14 protein-coding genes are annotated in these 19955 nt (G+C 70.2%); 3 read left to right on the top strand and 11 right to left on the bottom strand.

The features are described 5' to 3' along the window. Positions 1–55: 55 nt before the first annotated feature. The 7 genes from FN976_RS21100 to FN976_RS21130 form a co-directional block, all read right to left on the bottom strand. Complete coding sequence (locus tag FN976_RS21100; protein WP_255440649.1) at positions 56–898, bottom strand: YihY family inner membrane protein; 843 nt, start codon at positions 896–898, stop codon at positions 56–58. 24 nt (positions 899–922) lie between these two features. Further along, positions 923–1738 carry a Crp/Fnr family transcriptional regulator gene (locus FN976_RS21105; RefSeq protein ID WP_145895047.1) on the bottom strand — a complete coding sequence of 272 codons (816 nt, stop codon included), beginning with the start codon at positions 1736–1738 and terminating at the stop codon, positions 923–925. 24 nt (positions 1739–1762) lie between these two features. Next, positions 1763–3466: a tannase/feruloyl esterase family alpha/beta hydrolase gene (locus FN976_RS21110; protein ID WP_145895048.1), complete on the bottom strand. Its 1704-nt coding sequence runs from the start codon at positions 3464–3466 to the stop codon at positions 1763–1765. A gap of 139 nt (positions 3467–3605) precedes the next feature. After that, the gene (locus tag FN976_RS21115; protein WP_145895049.1) at positions 3606–4505 is read right to left on the bottom strand and encodes an SDR family NAD(P)-dependent oxidoreductase; all 900 of its coding nucleotides are present in this window, start codon (positions 4503–4505) and stop codon (positions 3606–3608) included. A gap of 25 nt (positions 4506–4530) precedes the next feature. Then, complete coding sequence (locus FN976_RS21120) at positions 4531–5628, bottom strand: SMP-30/gluconolactonase/LRE family protein (RefSeq protein WP_145895050.1); 1098 nt, start codon at positions 5626–5628, stop codon at positions 4531–4533. A 40-nt stretch (positions 5629–5668) separates the two neighbouring features. Beyond that, the gene (kce, locus tag FN976_RS21125; protein WP_145895051.1) at positions 5669–6607 is read right to left on the bottom strand and encodes a 3,5-dioxohexanoate:acetyl-CoA acetone transferase; all 939 of its coding nucleotides are present in this window, start codon (positions 6605–6607) and stop codon (positions 5669–5671) included. Positions 6608–6623: 16 nt separating this feature from the next. After that, entirely contained in the window at positions 6624–7415 is a 792-nt protein-coding gene (locus FN976_RS21130; protein WP_145895052.1) for an SDR family oxidoreductase, read from the bottom strand. A gap of 149 nt (positions 7416–7564) precedes the next feature. Between FN976_RS21130 and FN976_RS21135 the strand changes: the two genes are divergently transcribed. Then, positions 7565–9556, top strand: a complete 1992-nt coding sequence (locus FN976_RS21135; protein ID WP_145895053.1) for a helix-turn-helix domain-containing protein — start codon at positions 7565–7567, stop codon at positions 9554–9556. Positions 9557–9563: 7 nt separating this feature from the next. On the opposite strand, the gene FN976_RS21140 is transcribed toward FN976_RS21135, so the two are convergent. From FN976_RS21140 to FN976_RS21150, 3 genes are read right to left on the bottom strand one after another with little or no spacing between them, the layout of a single operon-like run. After that, complete coding sequence (locus FN976_RS21140) at positions 9564–11147, bottom strand: methyl-accepting chemotaxis protein (RefSeq protein WP_145895054.1); 1584 nt, start codon at positions 11145–11147, stop codon at positions 9564–9566. 21 nt (positions 11148–11168) lie between these two features. After that, positions 11169–12917: a carboxylesterase/lipase family protein gene (locus FN976_RS21145; protein WP_255440651.1), complete on the bottom strand. Its 1749-nt coding sequence runs from the start codon at positions 12915–12917 to the stop codon at positions 11169–11171. Position 12918: 1 nt separating this feature from the next. Further along, positions 12919–13902, bottom strand: coding sequence for a Bug family tripartite tricarboxylate transporter substrate binding protein (locus FN976_RS21150; protein ID WP_145895055.1), 984 nt, complete (start codon positions 13900–13902; stop codon positions 12919–12921). Between the two features lie 140 nt (positions 13903–14042). Between FN976_RS21150 and FN976_RS21155 the strand changes: the two genes are divergently transcribed. Together FN976_RS21155 and FN976_RS21160 are read left to right on the top strand one after the other, a co-directional pair. Next, positions 14043–14957 carry a LysR family transcriptional regulator gene (locus FN976_RS21155; RefSeq protein ID WP_145895056.1) on the top strand — a complete coding sequence of 305 codons (915 nt, stop codon included), beginning with the start codon at positions 14043–14045 and terminating at the stop codon, positions 14955–14957. Positions 14958–15058: 101 nt separating this feature from the next. Beyond that, positions 15059–18397, top strand: a complete 3339-nt coding sequence (locus FN976_RS21160) for an acetate--CoA ligase family protein (RefSeq protein WP_145895057.1) — start codon at positions 15059–15061, stop codon at positions 18395–18397. A 194-nt stretch (positions 18398–18591) separates the two neighbouring features. Here FN976_RS21160 and FN976_RS21165 read toward each other — a convergent pair whose 3' ends face one another. Next, positions 18592–19854, bottom strand: a complete 1263-nt coding sequence (locus FN976_RS21165) for an agmatine deiminase family protein (RefSeq protein WP_186511060.1) — start codon at positions 19852–19854, stop codon at positions 18592–18594. Positions 19855–19955: the final 101 nt, after the last annotated feature.

A 19955-nucleotide genomic window follows, 5' to 3' on the forward strand; every position in this document is an offset into this window, starting at 1 on the left:
GCGCGGGGAGGGTAGCGCAATTGGCCGGGGCCCACCGTGACAAATGCCGCGAACGCTACGCGGGTGACAAGCGGCGCCCCGAGGAACCGCCGCGTCCCAGGCCCGCGCTGACCAGCGCCGCGGCCAGCGTGATGAACCACGAGTAGTACACCCAGATCAGGAACGCAAGCAGAGGGGCAAAGGCACCGTAGATGGTCCGGTAGGCAGGCACGTTGGCCAGGTAGATCGCGAAACCGCGTTTGCCCAGTTCGAAAGCGATGCCGGCGAGCAGGCCACCGGCTGCCGCGTGGCGCCAGCGCACGGCCGTGTGCGGCACGAAGCGGAACAGGCAGGCGAAGCCGGCAGCACCCAGCATCACCGGCCCGACGCTCAGGGCATGGGGCCACCAGTCCGGACGCGATGCCAGCAGCGCATCGGATGCGGCGAGCAGGTACGACGTGGCCCACAAGCTGGCCCCGAGCAATACCGGCCCCGCGAGCACCAGGCAGGCATACAGCAGGGCCCGCTGCACCCACGGCCGCGGCTTCTTCACCTGCCAGATCCGGTTGAGGGTGTTCTCCACGTTCAGCAACAGGGCCAGGGCGGACACCAGGAGGGCCATGAAGCCGACCAGTGTGAGACCGCTCGCGTTTCCTGTGAACTGCCCGAGGTACTTGACCATCGTCCGGGTGATGTCGGCGGGCAGCAGGCCGCGCAGCAGCGACTCGCGGATCGCCTCACCGGCGGGGCGCAGGGCCGGGACGCGCGCGAACAAGGCAAAGCTGACCGCGAGCAGCGGCACCATGGAGAGCACGGTGGCGAAGGCGAGGCCGCCCGTGGCGAGGGGCAGGCGTTCTTCGCGGCCGCGGCGCAGGAGGGCGCCGGCGAAGCCCATCCGGCTGTTGTTTGCTTTCGGCACCGGGCGAATATATTCGCCCGCGGCTCAGGCCATGGATTTCAGCGCGGCGGAACCCGTGATGAGCAGCTCTTTTCCGATCCGCAGCGCGCCCTGAGCTTCCAGCGATTTCAGCTCGAGATTGAGCCGCTGCCGGCTGGCACGAACCAGGAGGGCGAGCTCGGTCTGGTTGATGGCCAGCACGATCCGGATGCCGCCGTCTTCCTGCACGCCGAAGTGGCCGGCGAGGCGCAGCAGGCAGCGCGCCACGCGCAGCTTCAGGGGCAGGGTCGAGAATTCCTCGAGGATGCCCATCAGGCGAGCCATCAGGTTCCAGCCGGCTTCCAGCAGCGGCTGCTGCAGGCAGCGATGGCGCTGGATGAGCGAGCTGAGCGTCTCGGCCGGCATGGTGACGACGGTGGCCCGGCGATGGGCCTCCAGGACCAGCAGCGAAGAGGCGGCCGCCATCCGCCCAGGATCGACGAGCCAGGTGCCGGCGGGAAAGTAGTCGAGCGCTTCCGAGTGGGGCCGGCGCAGGCGGATGCGCAAGGCGCCAGAGGCGACGCCGCAAAGCACGGGCCCGTCGCCCGCCGCGTGCACGCTCTCGTCGGCGCGGAGGTTTCGCACCCGGCAATGCCGGACGATCTCGTCGCGGGCCGCCGCGGGCAGGCCCGTCAGCCACGGCGCCGCGTCGAGTGCTGCCCTCTCCGGAAGCGTGAGCAGCGGCTCGGAGGACCGCGCGTCCCGGAACGCGTGGAGCGCGGCGCCGGCCCATGGCGCGGCCAGCGGCCCGCCGGGGAATGGCATGACGGTGGCGCCGCCGCGCAGCTCGTCGTCGAGGACGAAGTCTTCGAGATCGGACATGACGGCGCCACTCTCCATCGGACTTCAGTTCACGCAGTTGTACGAGGACGCCACGTTCACGTCGCCCGTGCCCTTGTAGCGCGGCCACGTGGGGTGGTCGCACAGCGGCCGCGTGCGGCCGGGCACGCCGACTGTGTCGCGGGTGATCTGCCCGCTCGGCGCCGCCCCTTTCTCTGCCCATTGCTCCAGTGCCGTCAGCGAATCCCAGGTCGCGTTGAACTGGCTGCTGAAGGCATGGCCGAAGCCGGCGACCTCGTAGTACCGGATGAAGCTGTCCGCGGTGGCGGCGCCGAAGCGCTGGCGCAGCCGTCCGTAGTAGTCGGCGGTGGCGCGGGAGCTCACCAGCGCGTCATGCAAGCCATGCGCCAGCAGCAGCTTGCCGCCGCGCGCGGCGAAACCGGAGATGTCGGTGGACTGATCGATCATGCTGCTCAGCAAGCCCCAGCGCGGCGCCAGGGCGGCATTGGGCAGGGTGGGGTCGAACGTCAGCGGATCGAAGGCCTGGTCGCGCGTGATGATGTTCTTCAGGACCTGGTCGAGCTGCTGGCTGATGTACGGCGCGGTCGCCGGCATCGGGTTGGCCGGCTGGCTCGAACCCAGGTTCAGGAACGTGATGGTCGGCTGGATGGCTGCGGTGAAAGAGGGGATGCCCAGGTCCGCGCCCCAGATGTTGTAGCCGGGGTAGCCGGTCTCGCCGCTGGTCAGCGTGAAGCCGAACTTCACGGGGGCATTCATCGTCTTCAGCGCATCGATCTGCACGTCGGACAGGCAGGTGTCGGCGGTGTCCGCGCCGCCAGCGCAGCGTAGCGGGGCCCCGTTCACCATGGCGGTGGCGGGATCGAAGCTCGCATTGCAGGCGGCCTGGTTGGCGATGAGGCCGTCGGTGACCCCGTCGAGTCCGTCGCAGGCCTGCATGGCGGCCTGGAACACGGCCAGGCGCTTCGCGCCGTTCGGATAGGCGCCCGGCCTGGCCAGCGTGATCGAGGCCTTCTGGCCGCCCAGCATCGCCGACGCCTGGTTCCAGGCCGGGTACCACGCGATCGCGCCGTCCCAGTCGTTCGGCCAGCGCTGGATGCTCTGCAGCGCTTCGCGGCCGCCGGTGGAGCCGCCTGCGAAGTAGGCTTTCGCCGGGTTGCCGGCGTAGCGCGCCTTCACGAGGAACACCGCTGCATCGCGCGTCTTCTTCAGCGCGTCGCCGCCCCAGTTGCGCAAGGCCTCGTCGTTGAGGCCGAACGAGCCGTCGAGGGATCCTCTGGCGCCGGCCTGGTGCCCCGAGTCGCTCGCGAACACCGCGTAGCCGCGCGCGAGCGGCAAGGGCGCGTCGGTCGGACCGGCGGGAACATTGCCGGCCACGTTGGGGATCGAGCCGTCGAAGCCGCCGCCCCCGTACATCAGCACCTTGGAGTTCCAGGTGCCCGGCAGCGCGACGCGCAACAGGATCTTCGGCGCGGTCGCATCGACCGGCGAGATGCTGGCCGAGACCAGGCAATGCTCGGGCACGGCCGCCGCTCCGGTGCCGCTGGCCGCGACCATGGTCGCCGTGGTCACGGTGCCGCCGCTGGTCGGCAGGCCGATGGCCGAGGCGGGGATGGCCATGCCGGACAAGTCGGCGCAGGCCAGTGGTTGCGCGGGTGGGCCGTCGTCGCCGCCGCAGCCGGCCAGCAGCGCCGCCGTGGCCAGCCCGCTCCAGGCCAGCGGCCTGAGCTTCGTGTGAGAGGTTGCGTTCATGTCGTCTCCGATGTTGTGTGCGGGCACCCTCCAGCGGATGGGGCACCCTGTCATCCAGTCTGGCCGGGCGCAGCGCCCGGGAAAATGTGGTTCCGCCACACCCGCCGGCCCTCTTCGATGTGCCCATCGGCTGCCAGTCCTAGGCGACTTCGCTCGCCAGCCCGGCCTTGGAAAGCTCCAGTTGGTACTGCTCCCAGCCGGACTCCGGCACCCTCTCGCCTGCACGGTCGCGGATCGCGTCCAGGCTGCGGCGGACCCGCTCCGCCGCGTCGCCGGCTTCGCCGATGAACACGCCCTGCGTCATGGTCACGTGCGCGCATTCGAAACTGCCGGCGCCCGCCAGCAGCACCATGCGCGTGGGCGCGTCGTCGCCCACCAGTGCGATGAGCCCGGGACTGACCTTCTCCGGCGCCAGTCCCGCCAGTGCCTCGCCAGGCAGGACGCCCGCGGTCATGCCGGTCGCCGCGCTCGGTGCCAGGCAGTTGACGCGGATGCCGTGCCGCGCGCCTTCGAGTGCCAGCGTCTGCATCAGCCCGACCAGCGCCATCTTGGCCGCGCCGTAGTTGGCCTGGCCGAAGTTGCCGTACAGGCCGGAGGACGAGGTCGTCATCACGATGCGCCCGTGGTTCTGCGCGCGCATCCGTTCCCAGACCGCCTTGGTGCAGTTCACCGCGCCCATCACATGGACATCGAGCACCGCGCGAAAGTCGTCCAGCGCCATCTTGGCGAAGGACTTGTCGCGCAGGATGCCGGCGTTGTTCACGAGGACGTCGACCCGGCCCCACTCGTCCACCGCCGCGGCCACCATGGCTTCCATCCGCGCGAAGTCCGTCACGTCCCCGCCATCGACGATGGCCTCGCCGCCGAGGCGGCGGATTTCCTCGGCCACCCGCATGGCGGCGGAATCGGGGCGATCGCCTCCCAGGTCGTTCACCACCACGCGCGCGCCGTGGCGCGCCAGTTCCAACGCGTGCGCGCGGCCGAGACCCCCTCCCGCCCCGGTGACCACGGCCACCCGATCCTGCAGATGCTTCTTCATGAACCTCTCTCGATGAAAACCGGAATCAGGCGTGCGAATAGAGCGTGGTGCCCTTGGCGAAGCCCTTCGCGTGGAAGATCCACGAGCCCTCGCCCCCGTCCGCGTCGTTGGTGAGGATCACCATCTCGTTGGTCCCGGGGATGAAGCCGACGCTGGTCGATCGCATGTTGTGGCCGCTCTCGCGCTTGGGCAGCAGGATCTGGCCGATCGCGATGCCGTTCGGGTTGAATGCCAGCACGCGGCCCTGCGAATACATGGCCACGTAGACGTTGCCGTCGGCGTCGGAACGCATGGAGTCCGGCGCGAACCCGTTGAAGTAGTAGGGCACGGCGGTGCCGAACGGCGCGATGGTGGTTGCGTTCGAGAGCTCGATCTTGTGCAGGCGCCCGGCACTCAGCTCGGTCGCCCACAGCACCTTGCCGTCCGGGCTCAGGCACACGCCGTTGGCGATCGCCATGTGTTTCAGGATCGGCGTGATCGTCTTGAAGTCCGGCGACACGTAGTAGACGCCGCCGATCGGGTCGACGGTGCTGCCGCGGAAGTCCGTGAAGTAGAAACCGCCCTGCGCGTCGAACACCAGGTCGTCCGGCAGGTAGCCCGCGCTCGCGGGCACGATGGTCGTGAGGCCCGTGCCGTCGGGGTTGATCCAGAAGATGCTGCCGGTATCGACGAAGTTGCCCAGGCCGGCCACGAAGATGCGCCCGTCCTTGTGGATGGCGATGCCGGCGGAGCCGAGCGCGTTCGCGGGCAGGACGGTGCTCAGCGTCTTCGCCGGCGTCAGCTTGAAGATGGTGCCGCCGAAGACGTCCACGAACAGCAGGTTGCCCGCCTTGTCGAACGACGCGGCCTCGAGCTGCAGCCCCTTGTCCGACACCTTGAAGTACGGTTCCGCCGTGACGGTGTACAGCCCGCGTTCGCTCGGCGGGATCGGGAAGGGCCCCTGGATGTCGGGCCGGTAGGCGAGCTCGGCCCCGCCGGCCGGCCCGGCATCGCCACCGCCGCCGCAGGCGGCCAACGTCGAGCCGGCGACCAGCCAGCCCACCGAGCTGGCCAGGCGATGCAGGCAGGCGCGCCTGCCGAGGGTGCGCGGGTGCGCGGTGACTGCTTGCGATTGCGGGGTCATGGGTGTCTCCTGGTTGTGCCTGGCGCGAATCGCGCCTTCTTCAGAACGCGACGTTCTCCTGGCCCTTCAGGCCCAGCATGGCGCGGGCCTCCTGGGGGGATGCGATTTCCAGCGACAGCTCCTCGAGGATCCGGCGAATCTTGCGCACCTGCTCGGCGCACGATTTCGCCAGCTGGCCTTTGCCGAGGTACAGGCTGTCCTCCAGTCCGACGCGGACGTTGCCGCCGAGCAGGGCGCCCATGGTGAGCAGCGGCATCTGGTGCCGGCCTGCGCCCAGCACCGAGAAGCGGTAGCCGTCGCCGAACAGGCGGTCGGCCGTGGTCTTCATGTGGACCAGGTTCTCCGGGTCCGGACCGATGCCGCCGAGGATGCCGAAGATGCCCTGGATGAAGAGCGGCCCGCGCATCAGCCCCTCATCCACGAAATGCGCCAGGTTGTAGAGGTGCCCGACGTCGTAGCACTCGAATTCGAACCGCGTGCCGCAGTCGTCGCCCAGCACGCGCAGGATGTGCTTGATGTCCCGGAAGGTGTTGCGGAAGATCAGGTCTTCCATGCCCTCGATGTAGGGCTTCTCCCAGTCGTACTTCCAGTCCTGGATTTTCCGCGCGGCCGGGTGGATGGAAAAGTTCATCGACCCCATGTTGAGCGAGCACATCTCCGGCTTCGCCTGCAACGGGTAGGCCAGCCGCTCCACCAGCGTCATGCGGGTGCTGCCGCCTGTCGTGATGTTGATCACCGCATCGGTCGCCGCGCGGATGCGCGGAACGAACTGGTCGAACACTTTCGGATCCGCGCTCGGCCGGCCGTCGCCGGGGTCCCGTGCGTGCAGGTGCAGGATGGCGGCGCCTGCTTCCGCCGCCTCGATCGCCTGCCGGGCGATGTCGTCCGGGGAAAGCGGGAGGTAGGGCGACATCGTGGGCGTGTGCACCGAGCCGGTCACCGCGCAGGAAATGATGACCTTGTCCTGGGTTCTTGCCATGGCCTGCCTGTCGCCTTCAGAGATATTCGATGTTGGCGTCGATGCTCACCGCCTGGGCGGTGAGGTTGCGCGCCGCGGGGGAACACATGAACAGGGTCATGGCCGCGACGTCGTCCGTGGTCACCATGCGGCGCAGCGAGGTCTTGCGGACGTACTCTTCGCGCACCTGGACGGGGCTCAGCCCGGTGGCGGCCGCGCGCGCGGCGATCACCGCGTCCATGCGCTCGCCCTCGACCGTGCCCGGCAGGATCGCGTTGACCCGTACGCCCTGCGGCCCGAGCTCCACCGCCAGCGACTTCATCATGCCGATGACCGCCCATTTGGTTGCGGCATACGGCGTTCGCCACGCATAACCCAGGCGCCCGGCCACCGAGCTCATGATCACGATCGAGGGGTTCGAGCGGGATTCCTTCAGCATCGGGACCGCGCGCCGGGCGAACAGGAAATGGCTGTTGAGGTTCACCGCCACCGTCCGGTCCCATTGCGCCGGGTCAATCGCTTCGATCGCCGCGGTGGGCCCGGCGATGCCGGCGTTGTTGACGAGCACGTCCAGACCGCCCAGCGTGCCCAGCACGTCGTCGAACACGAGGTCGACGTCGCGCGCGATCGACGCGTCCGCGACGCTGCCGGTGATCGCGGGGCTGTCCGTGGCCAGGCGGTCCAGCGCCGTCCGGTCGATGTCGCACACGTGGACGCGCGCGCCGGTTTCATGGAAGGCGCGTGCGATCGCCGCGCCGATGCCGCTGGCGCCCGCGGTCACCAGGACCCGCAGTCCCGCCGGGGGCCGCAGGGAATCAAGAACTGTCATGCGGGGACTTTGTCCGACCCGCGCCGCGAATCAAATGTGCACCCGCCACATGCGGGGGCGGCTTCGGATGTGGCCGTGCCACCTGGGGGCAGACAGGCCGCGCGTTAGCCTGCACACTTCGACGTGACGCCAACCCGGAGCAAGAAGAAGTGCCATCCAGTCCCCAGCCCCCAGACGGCGAAGGCATCGCGCGCGACCTTGTCGCGTTGCTGCACCAGGGGGCGCCGGCCGAGGCATTCGCGGCCCGCCTGGCCGAAGTCGAGAGCCTGCCTGAGGACGGCCGCGGCAAGTCAAGCCTGGTCGAACTCGTCCGCATGGCCATGGCGGTGCACAACCGCCTGGAACTCTGGCAGCAGCGCGAGAGCGGCCTGCTCACCGTGATCGAATCGGCGCGGGACCTGACGGCGCGGCTGGAACTCGACGAACTGTTGCGCACGATCGCCTCGCGCGCGCGCAACATGCTGGGCTCGCACGTGTCATGGCTGTCCACCTACGACAGCGAAGCGGGCGAATTCCATGTGCTGGCCGCCGACGGTGCCCTCGCAAGAGGCACCGGGAAGATGGCGACCAGCCGCGACCGCGGCATCGTGAGCGTCGTCATGGAGACGCGCCTGCCCTTCAGCACGCCCGACTACCTGCATGACACGCGGTTCCCGCACGATCCCGACCTGGACCAGACCTTCCGCGACGAGGGCATCGCCGCCGTGGTGGGCGTGCCGCTGCTCTGGGAAGCCGACGTGATCGGCCTGCTGTTCGTGGCCGATCGCTACCACCGCACGCACACGGCGCAGAACGTCTCCATCCTCTCCACGCTGGCGGCGCACGCGGCTGTGGCCATCAAGAACGCCATGGCGTTCCGGCAGGCGCAGGCGGCGCTGCGCAGCGCCGAGACCACCAGGGCGGAGCTGGAGTTGCACGCCCGCCGCGTCCAGGGCGCCGCCGAGGCGCACGGCGAGATGACTTCGCTGCTGGCGCGCGGCGCGCCGCTGGCCGCCTTGTGCGAATCCCTCGCGCGGCTGCTCGACGGCGGTGTGATCGTCCTCGATGAGGCCGGCCAGGCGATCGGCCGGGGTGCCGCGCCGGGGCTCGCTTCCGCCGCGATGGCGGCCTACGCGCCGCACGCCGGGACCAGCAGCGCCCTCACGGGCGCGTTGCGCCAGAGCCGGCAGATCGGCCGGTCCGTCGTTGCTTTTCAACAAGGCGAGGAGAGCTGCCGCGCCATCGCGGTGATTGGCGGCAACGATGTGCTGGGCGCTGTCCTGCTGTTCCGGCGGGGCGAACTCGACGAGATCGCGGTGCGCACCTTCGAGCGCAGCGCCACCGTCATCGGGGTGGTGCTGCTCTCGCGCGAGCGCATGGAAGCGACGAAGACGCGCGACGTTGCGACCCTGTTGCGTGCGCTGCTGTCACCGCGCCAGGACGACCTGGCGCTGCAGTGGGACCGCGCCCTCGGCTTCGGGCTGGACCTGACGCAACCGGTATCCCTGCTGGTGGTGGAGATCGCCGATTCGAACGCCGGGTACGCGGCACGCCGGCTGCGAGCGGCGGAGACCCACGCCGGCGCGGTGTTCGACGAGATCGACGGCGCGCTCGTGCTGCTCACCGCGGCCACGCGCGCCGAGCCTTGCCGCCGGAGCGTCGCCGAGCTGGCGGGGCGCGAATTCGGTTCGGCCTTCCTGGGGGTGGTCTCGCGCCCGTTGTCGGGTCCCGCGGAGATCCCGGCCACCTACACGGCGCTTCGCCGTGCCCTGCCGGTGCTGCGCCGGATCGGCATCCGCTCGCAGATCGTTCCGCAGAACGAGATGGCGCTTTACTCGACGTTGTTCGAGACGCACGACCAGGACAGCCTTGCTGCGTTCCTCGCAGCCTCCATCGGCGCGCTCACGGGCTATGACCAGAAACGCGGCACCGAACTCGCGCCGACCCTGCTTTGCTATTTCGACGCGCAGCAGAACGCGAAGGTGGCGGCGCAGCGCCTCGGCATCCACGTCAACACCGTGCGCCAGCGTCTCGGCACCATCGAGGACCTGCTCGGCCACTGGGGCAGCGCTACCCGCGTGCTGGAGATCCACATCGCCTTGCGCCTGTGGACCCTGGGCGACGAGGAACTGCGACGCAAGGTCGCGGCCCGGCTGGGCTGAGGGTGCGCTAGGCGCGCGCCAGCCGCGCGGGCGCGGACCGCACGGGTTGCGGCCGCCGCGCCGGTTGCACGACATCGCCGACGCCGTCGTTGCGATAAATGCCGCATCCGACGATGATGCCCTCGACCGCCTCCACATAGACCGACTTCGGTTCGATGCGTCCCGTGCGCGGGTTGGCGAACAGATAGTCGACCCAGCCGAACCCGTCCCCGTGGGCGACTTGCAGGATCTCGCGGCCCACGATCTTGCCCGCGGCATCCGGCTGGTCGACGTTGTTGCGCCCGACGATGCTGGGGTCGGGGGCGTAGGCCAGTTGCATGCCGTCGCCGGCCAGCGCGAAGACGTAATCCTCGCCGCGCACGAAGTCCCCGCGCGCGTCGTTGAAGTCGCTGCAGGCACCGCGCACCCCGCGGCGTCGCACGTGTTCGACGGCGTTCTTCACCAGCGCGATCACCCGGCCCCGGTCGTCGTTGCGGTCCGTCTTGAAGCGCCCCACCACCTCGGACAGCTGCCGGGCCTCTTCGCGGAAGGCTTCTGCGGAGGTCGCCGCTTCTTCCACCAGCGCCGCGTTCTGCTGGGTCGCCGTGTCGACCTGGGCCACGGCGAGGCTGACCTCTTGCAGCGCCACGCTTTGCTCGCGGGTCGACAGCGCGATGGTGCCCAGGACGCTCACCACTTCGGAAGCGTTGCCGGCCGCCCGGGTGGCAGCCTCCTGGGCGGCTCCCACCAGCTTCTGGCCGGCTTCGACGTGTCCCGCGGCCACTTCGTTGAGCGACTTGATCTCCTGAGCGGCCTCGGCGCATCGGCGCGCCAGCTCGCGCACCTCCGCGGCGACCACGGCGAACCCGTTCCCGCGGTGACCAGCATGCGCGGCCTCGACGGCGGCGTTGAGGGCCAGGATGTTGGTCTGGAAGGCGATGCCTTCCACCGTGGCCAGGACTTCGGCGACGCGCCGGGCGCTGGCATCGATGGCCTGCATCGTCTGCGCCGCCTGCCCCATGCGCTCGGCCGACTGCGCAGCCACCTCGCTCGACTCGCTCGCCAGCTGCCTCGCGCGCTCGCAGTTCTCCGCATTGCGGCGCGCGCCTGCCGCCAGCTGGTCGATGCCGCTCGCCGTCTCCTCGAGCGCGGCGGCCTGTTGCTGCGTGCGCTCGGAAAGCAGCGTGTTGCCTTCCGCGATGCTGTCGGATCCCGCCACGACCGTTTCCACGCTCGCGCGCACCTGCTTCACGATGGCCGACAGCGTGGTGTTCATCCGCGTGACCGACGCCCAGAGCCGCGTGCCGTCGCCCGTGGCCGCGGCTGCCGGCTGGACGCTGCCGATCAGTTCGCCGCTGGCGAGCCGGTCGATGATGCGGACGATGGCGGAGATGTCGGCGGATGCGAAGGTGCGCAACGCCGCCAGCGCGTAGAGCGCGAGCGCGCAGAGCGCGGCAACCGCGATGAACAGTTCCTGAGGCCCCAGCAAGTCGCGCGCACCGAGCGCCACCGCGGCGGGCAACACGGCCAGAACGCACACGATGCCGAAGGCCGCGGTGAAATGGATGTGGCCAAGCAGCTTGTGCGCGGGTGCGAGCAGAGACTGCATCATCGAACTCTCCTCGTTGCCGGGTTACCTCGCGGAGATGCGGGCTGCCGCCGGCGTGGCATCGAACACGATGCGCCGCGGCCACGGCTGCCAGGCCGCTCCCAGTCCCGGATGGTTCGGGTCCCCCGCGCGGGCGAACGCGCTCACGCTGGCCATCATCGCGTTGGACAGCGCCAGGCGCCCGGGCTGGTTGGCTCGCGTGAACGACACATTGGCGTAGAGCGAAGGCCCGAAGTTGCCGAAGACGAAGGGCAGGTCGAAGCTGTGGGCGGCGCCAAAGATCGTGTCGAACGGCGGGGGCAGCTCGTCCCACTCGAAGTCGTAGTGCCAGACCGCGGCCTGCTGCGTGCGCAGGGCGTTGAGCATGTCGTCGCGGATCGCCGCGAACCAGACGCGGTTGAGCTCCCGCGCGCGCGCATTGAAGCCGGTGGCCGGCTGGTCCACCGGCAGGTAGCGCGCCGGGATCCAGTCTTCGACACGGGTCGCGGGCGGCCCTTCGGGATCGTACTTGTGGACGATGGCGAACAGCCTGGCGTCGTCGATCAGGCGCCCGCTCGCGCCGCCGAGGTCGGGGCGGATGGCGAACAGCTGGGGGAACAGCTTGGTCTCGTCGCGCGTGCTGCCGGCCAGCACCGGCACTTTCACGTAACGGCCTGCGCGGATGGCCGCGATCGGGTCCGTGGCCACCACGGTCCCGTCAGGGATCGGGTTGGATGCAGACATGCCCAAGGGCGTGAGGCGGGTGCGCACCGTGGTGAGCAACGCATCGGGCGACTTGCTGCGCACGTCGTCCGCGATCTGCTGCGGCGAGCGGCGGGCCAGGTTGGCCTTGGCCGCGGCTTCGTCCGTCGCCGTGCCGTCGGCGATCAAGGAGTGCGTCAGCAAGGCCTGTCCGCGCGTGGCCCAGACGGATCTGGGAAGCACACCGGGGATGGACCCGGGCGGCAACGTGGCGGCGGTGGACAGCCCGCCGCTCAGCGCGATGACGCGGTGGAACAGCTGCGGCGTTCTGCTGGCCAGCATCGGCGACGTCATCAGCGCGTACACGTTGACCGCACCCGCGGATTCGCCCATCAAGGTCACGCGCGCCGGGTCACCGCCGAAGCCGGCAATGTTCTTCTGCACGAACTCCAGCGACTTGATCAGGTCCAGCAACGCGAAATTGCCGGAGTCGTCGGCCGCGTTGCCCGTCTTCAGTTCGGCCAGTTCCAGGAAGCCGAAGATGCCGAGGCGGTAATTGACCGAGACGACCACGGCGTCGGCCGCACGCGCGAGGTTCGCCCCGTCGTACACGGGGTCCGCGGTGTGGCCGGTGATGTTGCTGCCGCCGTAGACCCAGACGATCACGGGACGCGGCGCCGCCGAACGCGTGGCGGGTGCCCAGACGTTGAGGTACAGGCAATCCTCGGAGCCGAGGGTCTGCCCCAGCGTCGCGCCGATCGTTTCGTCGTACCGGTTGTTCAGGCCGGGGCCATAGAGACGGCCGGTCTGCACGCAGGCCGGCCCGAAAGCGGACGCCTGCCGTGGCGCCGACCAGGGCTCGGGATCGACCGGGGCCTTCCAGCGCAGCGCGCCCACGGGCGGCCGGGCGAAGGGCACGCCCTTCCAGCTGATGGTGGCGGTGCCCGCGTCCTCGACGCCGAGGACCGGGCCGTGCGACGTGTTGCGTTGAGTTCCCGGCCCGGTGTTCACGGGATGGGCACAAGCCTGCAGCAGGGCCAGCAGGGCGACGGCGCAAGAGCGCGCGAGCAGGGAGCGGTCAAGCGCATGCACGCTATTCCCCCTTGATGCCGGCTTTGGCGATCAATTCGCCCCACTTGCGCCCCTCGTCATCGATGAATTTGCGGAACTCGGCGCTGGTCTTGCTGTTGGGTTCGAGTCCCTGAGCCAGGAACTTCTGCTTCACCTCCGGGTCGGCCAGCGCGCGGATGGTGGTCAGCTGCAGCCGCTCGACGATCGCCGGCGGCGTGGTGCCGGGGACCATGAAGCCGTACCAGCCGGAGGCGACCACGTTCGGGAAGCCCTGCTCGCGCAAGGTGGGCGCGTCCGGGTACAGCGCGCTGCGCTGGGTCGCCGCCACGCCCAGCACTCGCAGCTTGCCGGCCTGGATGTGCGGCAAGGCCGTGGTGATCGCCGTCAAGGTGGCATCGACCCGCCCGGCCAGCAATTCGGCGTAGGCCGGTGCGTCGCCGCGATAGTGGATGACGACACCCCGGGCGCCGCCATCGCGCAGGAACAGCTCGGCGGCCAAGTTGGGCTGCGAGCCGGCACCGGGTGACGCGATGTTCAGGCCGCTGGGCTTGGTCTTGCTGTGCGCGATGAGTTCCTGCGCCGTCTTGATCCCGCTCTGCGCGTTGACGATCAGGAACAGCGGCGCCATCGCGACCAGCGCCACCGGCTGCAGGTCCTTGCGCGTGTCGAAGTTCTGCCTGCCATAGAGCGCTTCGGCCGTCGCGTAGGGCGCGGCGGCATACAGGATCGTGTAGCCGTCGCCCGGGGCGCGGGCGGCGAACTCGTTGGCGAGCCGCGTGCCGGCGCCCGGCTTGTTCTCGACCACGATCTGCTGGCCCAGCTTCTTGCCGAGGTATTCGGCGAGGATGCGTGCCGAGATGTCGCTGGCGCCGCCGGCGCCGTACGGTGAGATCAACCGGATCGGCCGCGCTGGCCATGCCGAGCCCTGGGCCGATGCGAAGGGGGCGGTCCCGGCCGACAGGCAGACCGCGGCGGTGCCCAGCAGGGCCCGGCGGGTGAACTTCATTTCGTCTCCTCGGATGAGAGGCTGTCGATGCAGCCCTGGCGACACGGTAAGGCGCGCCCGGGCTATCGCGCAAGACGTTTTTTTCAAGCAATCTATCATCGCGCGTTATAAGTGCCGCGCCGTCGCGGCGGGAACCTCCCATGACCATGCACGTGACACTGCGGCAGCTGCAGGCCTTCGTGGCGGTGGTGCGCACCGGCAGTTTTTCCGAAGCCGCGCACTCGATGCACCTGTCGCAGGCGGCGCTGAGTGGCCTCATCCGCGAGCTCGAGCAGCGCGTCGGGGTGCGGCTGCTGGATCGCACCACGCGCAGCGTCTCGGCTTCGGCCGTGGGCGAAGCCTTCGAACCGATGGTGCGCCGCGTGCTGGCCAGCCTCGACGAGGCGCTGGGCAGCCTGAGCAACCTGAAGGAGCTGCGCCGGGGCGTCATCCGGCTGGCCGCGCCGGAGCCGTTGTCATGCACGCTGATGCCGCAGCTGATCGCCAGCTACACGGCGCGCCATCCCGGCATCGACGTGCGCTTCGACGACGTGCCGATCGAACTCGTGCTGGCCGAGCTGCAGGGGGGCAGCGCGGACATCGGCTTCGGGCCGGCGGGCATCGTGCAGGACGAAGCCATCGAGGCGCACGTGCTCTGGGCAGACCCGCTGTGGGCGGCGCTCGCGCCGGACGACCCGTTGGCCGATGCAGCGTCGGTGAGCTGGAAAGACCTGCGCGATCTGCCCATGATCAACTACATGCCCAACTTCGCGCCCAACGTGCTGAGCCAGGTGCCGGTGCGCAACCACCCGCGCAAGCTCATGCCGGTCCACCGCGTCAACACCGCGCTGTCCATGCTGCAGGTGACACGCGGCGCCGTCGTCTGCCCGTCGATGACCGAGCCGCTGGTGCGCGGCTTCGGGCTGGTGTTCCTGCCGCTGGTGCAGCCGCAGGTGAGCTGGCGCGTGGCGATGTATGTCCGCCGTGGCCCGTCGGCATCGCCCGCCGTGGAAAGCTTCCTGCGCTTCGCGCTCGAATTCACGCGCCAAAAGCCGGGCGCCGGCGCGCGCCGCTAGGCCACCTATCGCGCCGTCCTATCAATCGGACGGAAATCGCAGTTTGTCCGATAGGGCAGGCGCGACTATCTTGCGGTCCTTCCCTTGCTTCGACTGCCGCCGTGCCCTCGCCAGACCTCCAGTCCTTCTTCCATCCGCGCTCGATCGCCGTCGTGGGAGCCTCCGCGACCGCCGGCAAGATCGGGGCGATCCCGTTGCGCTATCTCGCGGACCATGGGTATGCAGGTGAGATCTACCCGATCAACCCGGCGCGGCAGGAGGTGGCTGGCTTGCGTGCGTATCCGGGACTGCGGGAGGTCGGCCGCCCGATCGACCTGGCGATCTTCGCCGTCCCGGCGGACCAGGTGGAAGCCGCCTTCGAGGACGCGGTCGCCGCGGGTGTGCGCAACGTGGTCGTCTTCACTGCCGGCTTCGCGGAGACCGGGCCGGAGGGCTTGGCGGCCCAGCGCCGCGTGATGGAGCGAGCCCGGACGCACGGCATCCGCGTGCTCGGCCCCAACTGCCTGGGGTTCATGAACGCCGCCGCCTCCGTCTACGCGACGTTCTCGCCCGTGGTTTCGACCGGCCTGGCACCGCGCGGCACCGTCGGCATCGTCACGCAGAGCGGCGCGTTTGGCGCCTACGCCTACGGGATGGCGCGCGAGCGCGGTTTGGGGCTCTCGACCTGGGTCGCCACCGGCAACGAGGGTGACATCGACGTGGCCGAGTGCATCGCGTGGATGGCGCAAGACCCGGCGACACACGTCATCATGGCCTACATGGAGGGTTGCCACGACGGCGCCCGGCTCAAGGGCGCCCTGGCCTCGGCCCGCGCGGCGGGCAAGCCGGTCGTCGTCGTCAAGGTGGGGCGCACCGAGCTCGGCGCGCAGGCGGCGGCTTCGCACACGGCGGCGCTGGCCGGCGACGACGCCGCGTTCGACGCGCTGTTCCGGCAGTACGGCGCCTGGCGCGCGCGCACCATCGACGAGTTCTTCGACGTGGCGCATGGCCTGGCGGTCTCTGGGCTGCCGGCGAACGGCAAGGTGGGCTTGCTGACGGTATCGGGCGGTGTCGGTGTCCTGCTCGCCGACGCCGCCGCCGATGCCGGACTCGATGTCGCGCCATTGCCCGCGGCCGCGCAGCAGCGCATCCTGGACCGCGTGCCCTTCGCGGCCACGCGCAACCCGGTGGATGTGACCGGCCAGGTGACGTCCGAACCGGACCTGCTGGAAGTCGCGGCCAACGTCATGCTGCGCGAAGGCGGCTACGGCAGCCTGCTGGTGTTCCTCGCCGCCGCCGGCCTCACCCCCGTCATGCAGCAGATGCAGCTGAACCTGGCGCGCCAGTTGCGGCGCGATTTCCCGGACCGCCCGGTGGTCTTCAGCACGCTGGCCGATCCGCGGCAGCAGTGCGCCCTGGAGGAACTCGGCTGCCTCACCTTCACGGACCCGAGCCGCGCCATCGGCGTCCTGGCCGCCCTGCACTTCTTCCGCGAGCAGGGCCAGCGGGCGAACGATGCTGCGCCTTCCCCCGCCGCGGCTTCACTCACGCTGCAGCCCCGCACCTACAACGAGGCCGACGCGCTGGAACTGCTCCAGGCGCATGGCGTGCCCGCGGTCGCCGCGCGCCGGGCCGGCAGCCGGGACGAAGCGATCGCTGCCGCCGCAGCCCTCGGCTATCCCGTGGCCCTGAAGATCCTGTCGCCGGACATCACGCACAAGACCGACCTGGGCGGTGTCGCCCTCGGCGTGGCCGACGCCGCCGCGGTCGCGTCAGCCTACGACCGCATCATGGAGCGCGTACGCGCCGGCGCGCCCGATGCGCGGCTGGACGGCGTGCTGGCGGCGCCAATGGTGCGCGGTGTCGAATGCATCCTGGGCGTGCATCGGGACCCGGTGCTCGGCCATGTGGTGATGCTGGGTGCGGGCGGCGTGAACGTGGAACTCCTGAGGGACGTCAGCTTCCGCATCGCGCCGGTGGACCTCGGGCAAGCCCGCGGCATGGTGGCCGGGCTCAAGACCGCGGCGCTGCTGCACGGCTTTCGCGGCGCGCCGAAGGCGGATGCCGAAGCGCTGGCGCAGGCCATCGTCCGGCTCTCCGGATTCGCCATGGCCGCCGGCGATTCGCTGGAATCCGTGGACGTGAATCCCTTCGCCGTGTTGCCGCTAGGGGAAGGCGCCGTCGCGCTGGATGCGGTCATCGTCGGCCGCGGTACGGCTCGAGAGACGGGCGTGGGCGACCTCGTGATCGAAACGCTGCCGCTCTTCGAGATGGCGCGCATGCGCTCGGCAAACACGGCGCGCCGCCACGCCGTGCAAGGCTTCGCGGGCGCTGGCCCAGCCTCCACGATGCGGTGGGTGAACCAGTTCACGCACACCCGCCGGCTGATCGGTCCGGGCGACAAGGAGGTCGTGACGCCGAACAACGACACGCTGTTCACCAACGCCTGGCTCGATCTTTCGGCCGGCCCCCTGGTCATCGACGTCCCGGAAATGGGCGAACGCTACTGGGTGCTCGGCTTCCTCGACGCCTGGACCAATCCCTGGGCCTACGCGGGACGGCGCACGACGGGCGGGGCCCGCCAGCGCGTCTTCGTGCATGGCCCGGCCTGGCAGGGCGGGGTGCCGGCCGGCATGCACGGCGTGCGTGCGCCGGGCGACGACGTGTGGGTGATCGGGCGGATCATCGTGGACCACGATGATGAGGACCTGGCCCGGGTGCATGCGCTGCAGGACCGGTTTGGCATTTCGCGGCCCGATGGTTCGTCGGCGCTGGCACGGCTGGACGTGCTGCTCGACGGCCGCCGCGCCGGCACGCCGGGCGCGGGCGAATACCTGAACGCCGTGGAGCGCATGATGGCGCGCAACCCGCCGCCGCGCCCCGTACCAGGCTGGCCGCCGGCGGCGTCGGCGCTCGAAGCAGCGCTCCCTCCCGTCTACGCCGCACTGCGCGAGGCCGACGCGCGATCCGAACTCGGCGGCGGCTGGACCACCGCCGTGAACGTGCGCACCCATTTCGGCGAGGACTTCGCCACGCGCGCCCGCGTCGCGCGCAACTGGATCGGCACGCTGGGGGTCGAGGAGGCGATGTATGTGATGGCGGAAGTCGACGCGCAAGGCCATGTGCTGGATGGAACGCACCGCTATGCATTGCGCTTGACGGCCGGGGGGATGCCGGAGGTGGATGCGTTCTGGTCGGTCACGTTGTACCGCCGCGCCGACTGCCTGCTGGCCGCGAATCCGATCGGCCGCCACTCCATCGGTGACCGTACCCGCGGGCTGGTGCGCGATGCGGACGGCGGCTTGACGATCGCGATCCAGGCGCAGGACCCGGGGCCGGGGAGGAACTGGCTGCCGGCGCCCGCGGGTGAGGCGTTCTACCTGGCCTTGCGGCTGTACCAGCCGCGCCGGGCCCACCTCGAAGGCACGTTTGACTATCCGCCGGTCGAACGGCTGGCGTGACTCACTTCAACCGCCACAGTCCCGGCAACACGACGCACGCCACGGCCAGGAACAGCGAGCCCTTCCAGAACACCACCGGGTTGCGTTCAATCGCCCCGCGGGCGGCGTCCCTGGAATTCCGGGTCGCGGGTGGGGCACCGGCATGGAGCGCCTGGGCTCCTGCGCACTCCGGCAGTGCGAGGGCTGCGGCCGGCTCAGCCCCAGCCTGGCCTGGCCCGGGGCTGGCCAAGGCTGGCGCAATGCGCGCCGGCACCGACCCAGTTGGCGCCCATGCAATCGATGAACCGGATGGTGCGCCCGGGAAAAGCGGCTTCGTAGCGTCTCAGCACACGTTCCTGCAGCGCGGGCGGCGTTCCGTGCGGCACGTAGTCCGGCAGCAGCACCAGGCCGTTCGCCACCACGTGGTTCAGGTAGCTGGTGGTGGCGACCTGAAGCACAGTGTCACCCTCACGGCGCCCCTCGGCGGGGGGGAACGTGGTGGCCGACCACTGTTCCGAATACGCGGTGTCGGCATCGGCCCGCAGCACCACCGGCCGCTCGACCACGCGCGGCAGCGGCACCTTGACCACGCGCAGCGGGCGGCCGCGCTGGTCGGTGCTGGCTCGCAGGACCTCCAGGTTCGCCTGCATGCGCTCGCGGTTCAGGCGGGCCACCGGATGCAGGTTCGCCTCCGCTTCGTCCACCCACGCCAGCAGCACCGTGTTTTCGTCGGCGAAGCGCACGAATTCGTCGGTGTGCCCGCCGGTCCCCCACCCGACATAGGGGCCGGTGATGGTCGCGCGATGCGGTGCATCGTGCGCCAGGCCGAACGGGATCCAGATCACCTTGCGGATGCCCGGCAGCGCCAGCATCTGCGCTTCCAGGGCGTCGCGCGCCATGCCCCCGTTCCTGCGGCGCCACAAGGCGGTGTGGGCAATCAGCAGGCCTTGCCCGTTGACCTCGACCCCTCCACCTTCCATCGCGAGGGATGTCGTGAACCGGGGCAGCCGCAGCGCTTCGGCCAGCCGCTCGTCCACGGCGCCGGCATCGCGGTCCAGCGTCGCCGCGCAAGCGGCGGCCTCCACGGTGTTGGTGCCATGGCGGCGCCGGCACCAGTTCCCCAGGCCGTAGCCGGTCCACCGGAAATCGACGATGAAGGGGCGGCCGTCCCCGTCCACACCGAAGACCGCGCTGTCACGCACGAAGAAGTGCGCCGAACGGTCCTCGGTGAACTGCACCTTGCCCGCGTCCAGGCCCCGGTCGGCCAACAGGGCCATCGCGCGGACGCGCGCCTGCGGATCGCGGACCAGCATGCGGATGGGCACGTGAGGCCACAAGGCCTGCGCCAGATCACCCGTGAAGGCCTCGTGACCAGCGTCATACCCCAGCCACATGGCGCCGATCGGATCGAAGTCCGCCGTCAGCCGGGCGCCCTCCGTCTGCGGGCCGTCCGCAGCGGCGTTGAGTGGGAGCGCCATGCCAGCGAACAGGGCGGCGGCCGCGTGCAGGCAGCGCCGACGGGACCATGACGCGGGTTCAGATCGGGACATCGGGCGATCGCTCCTGGAGCGAGCATTGT

This window comes from Caenimonas sedimenti, from assembly GCF_007833165.1.
In the GTDB taxonomy this organism is placed as follows: Bacteria; Pseudomonadota; Gammaproteobacteria; order Burkholderiales; family Burkholderiaceae_C; genus Ramlibacter; species Ramlibacter sedimenti.